Source organism: Micromonospora sp. WMMD1082 (assembly GCF_029626175.1).
Taxonomy (GTDB): domain Bacteria; phylum Actinomycetota; class Actinomycetes; order Mycobacteriales; family Micromonosporaceae; genus Micromonospora.
Genome location: NZ_JARUBM010000002.1, coordinates 2474262 through 2486988 on the forward strand (window position 1 = coordinate 2474262; position 12727 = coordinate 2486988).

At 72.6% G+C, this 12727-nt stretch carries 8 protein-coding genes; 4 read left to right on the forward strand and 4 right to left on the reverse strand.

The window, feature by feature from the left end; translation table 11 throughout:
* Window positions 1-14: 14 nt before the first annotated feature.
* The 4 genes from O7615_RS11550 to O7615_RS11565 all read left to right on the forward strand — a co-directional run bounded on the left by O7615_RS11550 (window position 15) and on the right by O7615_RS11565 (window position 8384).
* Window positions 15-1694, forward strand: a complete 1680-nt coding sequence (locus O7615_RS11550; RefSeq protein WP_278177444.1) for a right-handed parallel beta-helix repeat-containing protein — start codon at window positions 15-17, stop codon at window positions 1692-1694.
* Between the two features lie 31 nt (window positions 1695-1725).
* A complete protein-coding gene (gene eccE / locus O7615_RS11555) occupies window positions 1726-3201 on the forward strand; it encodes a type VII secretion protein EccE (RefSeq protein WP_278177445.1) in 1476 nt (491 codons plus the stop codon).
* Window positions 3198-3890 carry a hypothetical protein gene (locus O7615_RS11560; RefSeq protein ID WP_278177446.1) on the forward strand — a complete coding sequence of 231 codons (693 nt, stop codon included), beginning with the start codon at window positions 3198-3200 and terminating at the stop codon, window positions 3888-3890. Before eccE ends, O7615_RS11560 begins: the two co-directional genes overlap by 4 nt.
* Window positions 3891-3995: 105 nt before the next feature.
* Complete coding sequence (locus O7615_RS11565) at window positions 3996-8384, forward strand: ExeM/NucH family extracellular endonuclease (protein WP_278177447.1); 4389 nt, start codon at window positions 3996-3998, stop codon at window positions 8382-8384.
* Window positions 8385-8458: 74 nt separating this feature from the next.
* On the opposite strand, the gene O7615_RS11570 is transcribed toward O7615_RS11565, so the two are convergent.
* From O7615_RS11570 to O7615_RS11585, 4 genes are all read right to left on the reverse strand, one after another.
* Complete coding sequence (locus tag O7615_RS11570; RefSeq protein ID WP_278177448.1) at window positions 8459-9901, reverse strand: ATP-binding protein; 1443 nt, start codon at window positions 9899-9901, stop codon at window positions 8459-8461.
* Window positions 9898-11556 carry an FAD-dependent oxidoreductase gene (locus O7615_RS11575; RefSeq protein ID WP_278177449.1) on the reverse strand — a complete coding sequence of 553 codons (1659 nt, stop codon included), beginning with the start codon at window positions 11554-11556 and terminating at the stop codon, window positions 9898-9900. The genes O7615_RS11570 and O7615_RS11575 overlap by 4 nt, the downstream gene beginning before the upstream one ends.
* Before the next feature lie 61 nt (window positions 11557-11617).
* The gene (locus O7615_RS11580; protein ID WP_278177450.1) at window positions 11618-12085 is read right to left on the reverse strand and encodes a PPOX class F420-dependent oxidoreductase; all 468 of its coding nucleotides are present in this window, start codon (window positions 12083-12085) and stop codon (window positions 11618-11620) included.
* On the reverse strand, window positions 12085-12702 hold the full coding sequence (locus O7615_RS11585) for a TetR/AcrR family transcriptional regulator (protein WP_278177451.1): 618 nt from the start codon (window positions 12700-12702) through the stop codon (window positions 12085-12087). Before O7615_RS11585 ends, O7615_RS11580 begins: the two co-directional genes overlap by 1 nt.
* Between the last annotated feature and the right edge of the window lie 25 nt (window positions 12703-12727).

Consider the following 12727-nt stretch of genomic DNA (forward strand, 5'->3'; position numbering starts at 1 on the left):
CCAGAGCCGGAGCCATGACGCGCACCCTTCTCGTCTCCCCGGACCAGCCCGGTGCCTACCCGTCCATCGGGGACGCACTGGCGGTGGCCAGCGACGACACCATCGTCTCGGTCAGCCCCGGCACCTACCACGAGGCACTGTTCGTCAACGACCGTGGCGTCACGGTGGTCGCCGCGCAGGGCCCGGGCACGGTGACCATCGACGCCTCCTCCGGGGCGTACCCGACGGTGTCCTGCAACTCCGGCCGGCTGGAGCTGCGCGACCTGGTCCTCAAGGCGGGCGACGCACCGGTCGTGGTGGCCGACGGGGCGAAGCTCACGATGACCGGGTGCGAGCTGAGCGCCGGCTTCGGCGCGGCGATCCAGGTTGCCCGCCGCTCCGAGTTCACGCTGGCCCGCTGCCGGGTGAACGGCGGGCGCTACGGCCTGGTGGTGGAGGATTCCGACGGCAGCGTCGAGGGATGCGAGTTCACCGACCTCAGCGAGGACGGCATCATCATCCGGATCGGCGCCGCCCCGACGATCCGCACGAGCACGGTGACCCGCTGCGGCAACCGTGGCATCTACGTCTACCAGTACGGTCGGCCCACGATCGAGGCCTGCGACATCTCGCAGACCGGCCACGCGGGGATCGCCGTGGTGCACCAGAGCGCGCCGGTCCTGCGTCGCTGCCGGATCCGCGACACCCGTGGCCCGGCGGTCTCCTTCGCCCGTGGCTGCCACGGCACCGTCGAGGAGTGCATCACGGAGAACACCGCCCAGCCGGCCATCGAGGTCGCCGAGGGAGCCACCCCGACCATCGTCGAGGGCACGACCAGGACGAAGGCCGCCTTCGGCGCCGATGCCGCCCGCGCCGCCACCCCACAGGACACCGCCCGGGTGGAGAAGCTGCTGGCCGACCTGGACGCGATGGTCGGGCTGGAGTCGGTGAAGGGGGAGGTGCGCGCCCTCATCGACGAGATCCAGGTCAACGAGTGGCGGCGCAGCGCCGGGCTGCCCGTCGGCGCGGTCAGCCACCACCTGATCTTCGCGGGTGCGCCCGGTACGGGTAAGACGACCGTGGCCCGCATCTACGGCGAACTGCTGGCGGCGTTGGGCGCCCTGCCCGGCGGCCCGTTCCGCGAGGTCTCCCGGCGGGACCTGGTCGGCCAGTACATCGGCCACACCGCCGAGAAGACCGCCGCGGCCTTCGACCTCGCGCGCGGTGGCGTGCTCTTCATCGACGAGGCGTACACCCTGTCCCGCTCGTCCGGCACCGGCGGCGACTTCGGGCAGGAGGCCATCGACACGCTGGTCAAGCTGATGGAGGACCACCGCGACGAGATCGCGGTGATCGCCGCCGGCTACACCGGTGAGATGGTGCAGTTCCTCGACGCCAACCCCGGTCTGGCCTCCCGCTTCGCCAAGACCGTGGAGTTCGGCAACTACTCACCGGAGCAGTTGGTCGTCATCGTGGAGCGGATGGCCGGTGGCGACGAGTACCTCCTCGCCGACGGCGTGTCCGAGGTGCTCCGGGAGCACTTCGGCACCATCGAGCGGGATCAGAACTTCGGCAACGCCCGCGAGGCCCGCAAGCTGTTCGAGGGCGTCCGCAAGGCGCAGGCGCAGCGGTTGCGACAGTCCGGCCAGCGCCCCAGCCTCGACGACCTGCGCACGGTGGCCGTCGCCGACGTGCGCGCGGCGATCGGGCGTTGACGATGCCGCGCCGGTCAGGGAGGGACGTGCGGTGACTCATCCGGGTGCGGCCCAGCCGGGCGAGCCGGGTTGGCAGCACCACCCGGGTGCGGCGAGCCCGCCGCCACAGCAGCGGACGGCACCGCCGCAGCAGGTTGCCGCGCCGGCACCGACGCTCGGCGGCACCGGACCGGGCCACAGCTGGGCGGCCCAGCGCGGGCAGGGCCGGGCCGCCGTCGGTACCGCGTACACCAGCCAGACCGCCGCCGCGGCACAGGCCGCGCGGCCGGTGGTGCAGGCCCGTTCCGTGGCGCGGGCCGGAACCGTTCCGGCGCCGCGGCCGGCCGCCGAGGTCGCGGCCGAGACCGCCGAGACGATCCCGGTCGTACGCCCGCACCGGCGGCAGCCCCGGATCGCCGGAATCCACATCGGTCAGCTGGTGGCCTGGCAGGCCGGGGTGGCGGCGGTGCTGGCCGCCACCCGGCACGGCATGGCGCTGACCGTCGCCGTGGCCGCCGCCGTGGTGTTGCTGCTCGCCCCCACGGTGCTGCGGCACCGGGGCCGCTGGCTCCACCAGTGGATCGCGGTCTGGTGGGTCTACCGGGGGCGGCGCCGGCACCTGGCCGCCACCGGGCCCGACGGCGCGTGGCAGTTGCTCACCCACGTGGAGAGCAGCGTCGAGCTGGATCAGGTCGAGATCGACGACCAACCGGCCGTGCTGCTGACCCACCGGGGTGGGCTCAGTGCCGTGCTGGAGGTCGACCCGACCGAGGGTGCGCTGCTCATGGGTGCGCCGCAGGCCCTGCCGTCGCCGGTCGCGCTGCTGCCGGCGGCCGATCCGAAGACGCCGGCCGTGACGGTGCAGGTGCTGATCCAGGTGACCCCGGCGCCCCGGGTCCGCGCGGCGGCGGTGGACCGGGCGTACCGCGAGTTGACCGGCGGGGTCGTGCCGGCCAGTCGGCAGGCGTGGGTGGTGCTCCAGGCGCCGCGTACCCCCGATTTCCACGCCGACCGCGAGCTGCGCCCGGCGCTCACCGCGGCGATCCGGCGGACCCGCCGCCAGCTACGCCAGGACCGGGCGACCGCCCGCCTGCTCAACCGGGACGAGGTGCTGGCCGCCGTCGCCCACCTGACCCACCTCACCGGCGGGCCGGTGGGCGGCGGGGACCGGCCGCTCGCCCGGGAGAACTGGCGAAACTGGACGGTCCAGGGCACCCCGCAGAGCTGCCACCGGCTGCTCGACTGGCCGGGCCGGGCCTGGGAGCTGGACCCGTTGCTGCGTGCACTGCCCGCCGCGGCCGCCGTGGTGTCCCTCTCGGTCGCCCGGGAGGACGGGCACCCGGGCGCGGACGACGCCGTGGTGGAGGTGGCGTTCCGGCTCATCGGAGCCGATGCCACCGCGCTCGCCACCGCCGAGCGGGCGCTCGACGAGGCGATCCGCGGTCACGGCGGTCGCCTGCAACGACTCGACGGCGAGCACGCTCACGGCGTGGCCGCCACCCTCCCGTTCGGAGGCTTCTTGCGGTGAACAGCGTCGCCTTCCCCGGCAGCCGGATGGGGCTGCACGTCGCCGACGGGGCCACCGTCGCCGGTCTGCGCCTGGTCGCCGGTGGCGGCGGGCTGGTGGTCGGCCGCAACCGGCAGCAGGAGCCGGTGGGGCTGCGGGTGTTCCGGGCCGAGCCGACCCGGCTGATGCTGACCGGCGGGGTACGCGCGGCCGAGCTGCTCGCCTTCCGGTCGCTGGCACTCGGCGCCCGGCTGTTCATCCAGACCGCCCGGGAACAGGAATGGGACGCGTTCCTGCGGCGCTGCGTCATCGGCCGGGAGATCGCCTCGTTCCTCCCGCCCGGTGTCCCTCCCCCGGTGCCGGCCACGCCCACCGAACCGCAGCTGGTGGTGATCGACACCGGCCCGGTGACCGGGCCGGACACCAATCTCAGCGCACCCTGGCGAGCCACCCTCGTGGTCCGCGACGATCTGGCCGGCTGGGACGTCGAGATCCTGGTACGCAGCGACATCGTGGTGCTCCAGCGGCTCACCGACACCGAGGCCGCCACGGCCGCGAGCGCCCTCGGTCTGGTCAGCGTGCAGAGCTGGTTCACCCAACTGCACCCGGAGATGGTCGGCCTGATCACCAAGGGCAGGGTGCAGTGGGTGATGCTCAGCATGACCGGCACCGAACGTCAGCTGATCGGCTCGGTCTCCCGGGGCGGCTGAGCCGCCGCGCGCCACGGTCTTTGCGCTTTGGTACACCCGGTGGCTCCCGCCCGGACACCGATGCCGCTTATCCTCCGACGGTCTACTCCCTCGGAGGCCGCGCACATGCAGCGAACAAGAAGCACACGACCATTCACAATCCCGGGCGTACTGGTCACCGCCACCGCGCTCATCCTGTCCGGTGGTACCGCCGCCGTCGCCGCGCCGGCGACCACGACGCCGTTCATCAGTGAGATCCACTACGACAACGTCGGCACCGACACCGGCGAGGCGATCGAGGTCGAGGCGCCGGCCGGGTACGACCTGACCGGCTGGCAGGTCGTCCTCTACAACGGCGCCAACGGTGCGGCGTACAGCACCAGGACGCTGGGCGGTGTGGTTCCGGACGCCGGCGTGGTCGTCGAGTCGTACCCGACGGACGGCATCCAGAACGGGTCGCCCGACGGCGTCGCGCTCGTCGCGCCCGGCGGAGAGGTCGCCGAGTTCCTCACCTACGAGGGAACCTTCACCGCGACCGGTGGGCCGGCGAACGGCCTGACCGGCGTCGACATCGGTGTCCAGGAGACCGCCTCGACCCCGGCGGGCCACTCGCTGCAGAAGATCGACGGCAGTTGGCGGGCGCCGGCCCCGCACACCTTCGGCGTGCGCAACGGCGCACCGGACCCGGACCCTGACCCGGATCCTGACCCGACCGGCTGCACCGTCACCGTCGACCACAGCATCGCCGAGGTCCAGGGCACCGGCGCCGACACGCCGCTGGCGGGCACCCGGGTCACCGTCGAGGGCATCGTCACCGCCGACCACCGCACCGGTGGCTACAACGGGGTGTACGTGCAGACGGCGGGCAGCGGTGGGGAGCGCCCCGTCGCCGCCGGTACCGCCTCGGACGGCATCTTCGTCTACCTCACCACCAACACCGCCAACCACCCGTCGGTCGCGATCGGCGACCGGGTCCGGGTCAGCGGGACGGCCAGCGAGTTCAACGGCCTCACCCAGCTCACCATCGCCGCCCGGGCCGACGTCCAGGTCTGCGAGCAGGGCGCGCCGCTGCCCGCACCGGTCCCGGTCGAACTGCCGCTGGGCGACGCCGCCCGCGAGTCGGTCGAGTCGATGCTGGTGGCGCCGGTCGGCCCGTACACCGTCTCCGAGGTCTACAACACCAACCGGTACGGCGAGGTGGTGCTCACCGCCGGTGACGAGCCGGCCCGCACCCCGACCGACGTCGCCCGTCCCGGCTCGGACATCGCCCTGGCGCTGGCGGCCGAGAACAAGCTGCGCCGGCTGCTGATCGACGACGGCAGGACCACCAACCTGGCCACCGCCGGGCTGCTGCCGCCGTACGTCTCGCCCGCCAACCCGCTGCGGGTCGGCGACTCGGTGGAGGCGTTCGGATCGTCGGTGCTCTCGTACGGCTTCAACGAGTGGCGCCTACAGCCGACCCTGCCGGTCGACGCGGACACCCCGCCGGCCGCCCGGACCACCTTCAAGATCACCAACCCGCGTACCGCCGCACCGGTCGACGTCGGTGGCGACCTGCGGGTAGCCAGCTTCAACGTGCTGAACTACTTCGTGCACTTCGGTGGCGACGCCCGCGGCGCCGCCGACGAGGCCGCGCTGGCGAAGCAGGAGGCGAAGATCGTTTCGGCGATCAGCGCGCTGGGCGCCGACGTGGTCGCGCTTGAGGAGATCGAGAACTCGGTACGGTTCACCGCCGAGGACCCGCAGCAGGCGCTCAAGCGCCTGGTCGCCGCCCTGAACGACAAGGACGGCGCGGGCACCTGGGACTACGTCCGCACCCCGGCCGAGCTGCCCGGCGCGGCCGAGCAGGACTTCATCACCACGGCGATCATCTTCAAGCCGGCGAAGGCGCAGCCGAAGGGCCCGTCGCGCTCGGTGAACGACGAGACGGTCTGGTTCAACGCCCGCGAGCCGATCGCCCAGGCGTTCAGCGCCGGCCCGGTCGACTTCATCGTGGTCGCCAACCACTTCAAGTCCAAGAGCGGCGCCGGCACCGGCGACAACGCCGACGCCGGGGACGGCCAGGGCGGCTGGAACGGCGACCGGGTCCGGCAGGCGCGGGCGCTGGCCGCCTTCGTCGACCAGGTCAAGGCCGACAGTGACACGTCGGACGTGCTGCTGCTGGGTGACTTCAACGCGTACACCCACGAGGACCCGATGCAGGTCTTCTACGACGAGCAGTACCGCAACCTGAACGACACCGGCCGGACGAGCTACGTCTTCAACGGCGAGTCCGGCTCGCTCGACCACGCCCTCGCGTCGCCGTCGCTGGCGGCCCGGGTGACCGGGGTCGACGTGTGGGAGATCAACGCCGTCGAGTCGTACGCCTTCCAGTACGACGGCCTGGCCGCCTTCTTCGCGCCGGACCCGTACCGGGCCAGCGACCACAACCCGCTGGTCGTCGGCATCGACACCGGCGCCGGCACCGGCCCGGTGGACCTGCAACTGCTGAGCATCAACGACTTCCACGGCCGGCTGGAGTCCCCGGCCACCGTGGACGGGCAGCCGGTCGGCGGTGCCGCCCAGATCGCCGGGCTGGTGAACCAGCTGCGGGCGGAGAACCCGAACACCGCGTTCGTGTCGGCCGGTGACAACATCGGCGCCTCCACCTTCATCTCGGCGATCGACGACGACAACCCGACGATCGACGTGTTGAACCAGGCCGGCCTGCTCGTCTCGGCGGTGGGCAACCACGAGTTCGACAAGGGCATGGCGGACCTGACCGGCCGGGTGACCGAGCGGGCCGACTTCCCGCTGCTCGGCGCCAACGTGTACCGGGGCGACACCCGGGCGCTGCCCGCGTACTCGGTGGACACCATCGGCGGGGTCCGGGTCGGCTTCGTGGGCGTGGTCACCGAGCAGACCGCGTCGCTGGTCAGCCCGGACGGCATCGTCGGCCTGACCTTCCGCGACCCGGTCGCCGAGGCCAACCTCGTCGCCGGTCAGCTCAAGGACGGCAACCCCGACAACGGCGAGGCCGACGTGGTGGTGCTGCTCGCGCACGAGGGCGCCGCGACGGAGAACATCAACTCCGCCGAGGCGCTGGCGAACGACCCGGTCTTCGGCCGGTTCACCCGGGCCGACGCGACCATCGACGCGATCTTCAGCGGTCACACCCACCAGCCGTACGCCTTCGAGGTCCCGGTTCCCGGGACCGACAAGCTGCGTCCGGTCGTCCAGGCCGAGGACTACGGCAAGCGCCTGGGCAAGGTCACGCTGACCTTCGACCCGGAGTCGGGTGCGGTCACCTCGGCCGACGCCTCGCTGGTCGACGTGGTCGGCGCGCCGGAGGACCCGGCGGTGGCCGAGATCGTGGCCGCGGCCAGGGTCCGGGCCGAGGAACTGGGCCAGCAGAAGCTCGGTGAGATCACCGCCGACATCCGGCGGGCCTACACCGACGGCAACGAGGACCGGGGCAAGGAGTCGGCGCTGGGCAACTTCATCGCCGACGTGCAGCTCGCCGGCACCTCCGACGCCGGCCGGGGCGGGGCGCAGATCGCGTTCATGAACCCGGGCGGTCTGCGGGCCGACCTGCTGTACGGGACCGACGGCACGGTGACCTACGCCGACGCCTTCGCCGTCCAGCCGTTCGCCAACGACGTGGTCACCAAGACCTACACCGGCGCCGAGATCAAGCAGGTGCTGGAGGAGCAGTGGCAGCCGGCCGGCGCGTCCCGCCCGGTGCTCTGGCTGGGCGTCTCGGAGGGCTTCAGCTACACGTACGACCCGGAGGCCGCCCAGGGCTCGCGGATCACCTCGATCACGCTGAACGGCACGCCGATCGACCCGGCGGGCAGCTACCGGGTGACGGTGAACTCGTTCCTCGCCGCCGGTGGCGACAACTTCACCACCCTCGGCGGGGGCACCAACCCGGCGACCACCGGTGACAACGACCTCACCATGCTGGTCAGCTACTTCGCGGCGAACTCGCCGGTCACCGCGGACACCGAGCCGCGGTCGTCCGTCGGCCAGGGTGGGCCGGGCGGGCCGGTCTGCACCACGACGATCACCGGCAAGTACACCAAGCCGCTGATCGTCACCACCGGTCTGACCTGCGTGGAGAACGCCACGATCGCCGGACCGGTCTCGGTCGGCGCGGGGGCCTCCCTGCGGGTCACCGGCGGCACCATCAGCGGACCGGTGTCGGCCACCCGGCCGGCGCTGTTCGAGCTGTCGGGCGCCACGGTGTCCGGCCCGGTCACGGTGGCGGGCACCACCGGTGACCTGAAGATCAGCAAGGGCAAGATCAACGGACCGCTGTCGCTCGTGGCCAACCTCGGTGGGGTACGGGTCGACACGGTCACCGTCAGCGGCCCGGTGAGCGTGACCGGCAACTCCGGCAGCCAGCCGGTGATCGTCGCCGCCAACACCATCAGTGGCCCGCTGGCCTGCTCGGGCAACACCCCTGCGCCGGTGAACGAGGGCCGGCCGAACACGGTGAAGGGCCCGGCCGCGGGCCAGTGCGCTCGCCTCTGACCCGGTAGCGGTCCACACAGGCGGCATGTCGGGGCTTTCGGGAATCCGGAAGCCCCGACATGGCGCAAACCACGTCAGCCGGCTGGCGGTGCCTCGGGGCTGATCGGCAGCAGCACCCGGAACACGGTGCTTCCGGGCACGCTCGTCACCCGGATGTCGCCGTGGTGCTTGTTGACCACGATCCGGTAGGAGATGTCCAGGCCCAGGCCGGTGCCCTCGCCGACCGGCTTGGTGGTGAAGAACGGTTCGAAGATGCGGGGGCGGATCTCCTCCGGAATGCCCGCGCCGGTGTCCGCGATCTCGACGATCAACTGGTCGTGCTCGCCGAGGGTGCGCACGGTCAGCACCCCCACGCCGCCCATCGCGCCGAGCGCGTTGTCGATCAGGTTGCTCCACACCTGGTTCAGCTCGGCGGCGTACGCCGGGATCGAGGGCAGACTCCGGTCGTACTCCCGGACCAGCCGGACCCCGGCGATCTTCGCCTTGAACATCACCAGCGTGGCGTCGAGCAGCTCATGGACGTCCACCACCTGGTAGGGCGCCCGGTCGAGTTGGGAGTACTGCTTGGCCGCACCGACCAGGGTGGAGATCCGGATCGCCGCGTCGGCGATCTCCCGCATCAGCAGCTCGGTCTCCACCGTGTAGGTCAGCCAGCGCACCGCCGGCTCCAGCTCCTCCGCGCCCACCGCCGCCCGGACCCGCTCCAGCCAGTCGACGTCCAACCCGCCGTTGACCAGCGTCGGGGCCAGCTCCCAGCCGCCGGTCAGGCCCCGGTCGTCCAGCCAGTCGGTCAGCTCGTCCTCGGCGTCGCTGGTCGCCATCGGCGACAGCGTGGGCGCCTTCGCCACCCGCTCCACCGCCTCCTCCTGGAGGCCCACCAGGGCGTGCAGCCGCCGACCGTCGATCCGGCCATCGGCGATCATGGCGAGCTTGTGGCGCATCCCGGCGATCCGCTCCCGCAGGCTGGAGGTGGCCCGTACCGCCGCGCTCGCCGGATTGTTCAGCTCGTGGGTCAGGCCCGCCGACAGAGAGCCCAGGGCCAGCAGCCGCTCGCGCTCCCCGATCAGGGCCTGGGTGTCCCGCATGCCGACGAACATCCCCTCCAGCAGGTGCATCGCCATCGGGAACCAGGAACGCACCGCGTGCGCGAACTTCTCCGCCGGCAGCACGAAGAACTCGGCGTCGGTGAGCGCCCACATGCTGTTGCGGTACTGCCGGCCGTCGCCCAGATACGCCTGGGTGGCACCGCCGTACACCCCGCGCTGCGCGGTGCGGTTGATCTCCACCTGGTCACCCTGGACCGTGCGGCACAGCCGTACCGTGCCGTCGAGCAGGACGAAGAAGCATTCCGCCGGGTCACCCTCGGCGTAGACCAGGGCGCCGGCCTCCCGCCGCTCGACCCGACCCTGTTCGGCCAGCCAAGCCAGCTGCCCGGCGTCGAGCGACTCGAACAGGAAGAGGGTCCGGATGTCCTCGGGCGTCAACCGCCGCAGCGGAGCGCCGTCCCCGGTGGTCACTGCGCCTCCAGGTAGCGGTGCACGAGCGACACGGCCATCGCGCCCTCGCCGACGGCGGAGGCCACCCGCTTCACCGACGCCGCGCGGACGTCACCGGCGGCGAAGACTCCCGGCAGGCTCGACTCGAGGTGGTACGGGTCACGCCGCAGCGACCAGCCCGGCGGTCGCCGCCCCCCGGTGACCAGGTCCGGTCCGGTGACCACGAAGCCCTGCTCGTCGCGGAGCAGGGTGCCGTCCAGCCAACCGGTCCGCGGCTCGGCCCCGATGAAGACGAACAGCCAGGAGGTGTCCACCTCCCGCTGCTCGCCGGTCCGGGTGTCCCGCAGCGTCAGCCGTTGCAGGTGCCCGTCGCCCGCGGCGTGCGCCACCTCCGTGAACGGGTGGACGGTCACCTGCTCGATGCGGTCGAGCTGGTCGATGAGGTACTGGGACATCGACGCGGTCAGGTCCGCGCCCCGGATCAGCAGATGCACCCGCTCGGCATAGCGGGAGAAGTAGACCGCCGCCTGGCCCGCCGAGTTCGCCCCGCCCACGATGTAGACGTCCTCGCCGACGCAGCTCGGCGCCTCGCTGGCGGCCGAGCCGTAGAAGACGCCCCGGCCGGTGAAGTCGGCCAGGCCGGGTGCGCCGAGCATCCGGTACGACACGCCGGTCGCCAGCACGACCGAGTGCGCGGCGAGCGTCTGGCCGTCGCTGAACCGCAGCAGCCGCGCCGAGCCGGCCTCCTCCAGCCCGATGGCCTCCCTGGTGCTGAGCAACTCCGCGCCGAACTTCAGCGCCTGCCGGCGGGCCCGGTCGGTGAGCTGCGCGCCGGAGACTCCGTCGGGAAAGCCGAGGTAGTTCTCGATCCGGCTGCTCTGCCCCGCCTGACCGCCGGTGGCCAGCCGCTCCACCAGGACGGTACGCAGCCCTTCCGACGCCCCGTACACGGCGGCTCCCAGCCCGGCCGGCCCACCGCCGACGACCACCAGGTCGTAGAAGTCCGCGGTGGGGGTGACGTTCAGGCCCACCAGCCCGGCCAGTTCCGCCTCCGAGGGTGCCACCAGGGCCTTGCCGTCGGCGGTGACCACCAGCGGGACATCGCCCGTGGTCGCCCCGGCCGCCGCGAGCAGCCGGCCGGCCTCGGGGTCGTCGGTCAGCAGCCACCGGTACGGGACCAGGTTGCGGGCGAGGAAGTCGCGGACCGCGAAGGACTCGGCGGACCAGCGGTGGCCGACCACCCTGATCTCGGTCGCTGCGGCCTCCGGGCTGGCCGACCACGCCTCCAGCAGCGAGTCGACGACCGGGTAGAGCTTCTCCTCCGGCGGATGCCAGGGCTTGAGCAGGTAGTGGTCGAGGTCGACCAGGTTGATCGCGTCGATCGCCGCGCCGGTGTCCGCGTACGCGGTCAGCAGCACCCGCCGTGCGGCGGGGAACAGGTCCATCGCGGCTTCCAGGAACTCGATGCCGGTCATCTCCGGCATCCGGTAGTCGGCCAGCAGCAGCGCCACCTGTTCGCCGCGCAGCTTGACCTCGCGCAGCGCCTCCAGTGCCTCCGGCCCGGAACTGGCGCGAACCACCCGGTACCGATCGCCGTAGCGGCGCCGGATGTCCCGAGCGACCGCGCGGGAGACCGCCGGATCGTCGTCGAGGGTGAGGATCACCGGGTTCGCCATGCGCCCATGAAACCACGCCCGTGTTCCCGCCCGGTTGCCCGCGAACCGCGCGGTCCGCCGCTCAGCCCAGCCTCTCGCCGTACACGTGGTCGACGCTCATCGTCATGAGCACCCGGCGGTCGGCGACCATCACCGACCGGTACTCGTCCCAGTCCGGATGCTCCCCGGCGGCCCGGCGGTAGTAGTCCACCAGCGCCTCGACCTCGGGGCCGTACGGGTCGGTGCCCGGCCCGACCAGGGTTGCCGTGCCCTCGGCGGTGGCCCACGACCGACCGTCGGGGCTGGTCACCTCCAGCGTGGCGCGGGGATCCCGGCGCAGGTTCGCCGTCTTGGCCCGCCCGTCGGTCATCGACACGTGGATCACCCCGGCCGGCCGGTCGTAGAAGGGCATGACCGGCGAGAGTTGGGGCCGGCCGTCCGACTTGATCGTGGCCAGGACGCCGAGACGACTCGCCGCGAGCAGGGCCCGTGGGTCGTACGGCTCGACTCCGGCCTCGGACGACGGCTGGCCCGTCAGGCGATCACTCATCAACTTTCCCCCCTCGCGGTGATCCTGTCCCCGGGCGGGTCTCCGGTGCGCAACCCGCGGAGCAGGATGTCGACGTACAGGTCGGTGCCGCCGCCGATCCGCACCGCCTGCTGCAACCCGCAGAACAGCGCCCGGACGTCATCCGCGGTGATCTCCGGACGGATCGCTCCCGCCGCGCGGGCCCGCTCCAGCAGTCGATCCACGGCGTCGGACAGCGCCCGACCCAGTTCCCTGGTCTCCACGCAGACGGTGTCGGCGGAGGCCAGGGTGGCGGCCAGCGCCGGGTCGTTGCGCTGCTGGTCCAGCCCGGACCGGATCAGCCGGGCCAGCCCGGCGGCGACGTCGGGCTCGACCGCGGCGCGCTCGGCCTCCTCCACCAGCAGGGCGAACCCCTCGCCGGCCAGCGCCTCCAGCAGCGCCTGGCGGGTCGGGAAGTGCCGGTAGACGGTCCCGACGCCGACCCCGGCGGCCTTGGCGACGGCGTTCATGGGCAGGTCCAGATCACCGGCGGCGACCCGCTCGCGGGCGGCCCGCAGCATGCGCGCCCGCACCCGGGCGGAGTCCGCCCGCAGGGGCTCGGTGTTCGGCGTCGGCACGCTCGGCCTGGCAGTCGGCACAGTACGAGGATAATCCATCCGAACT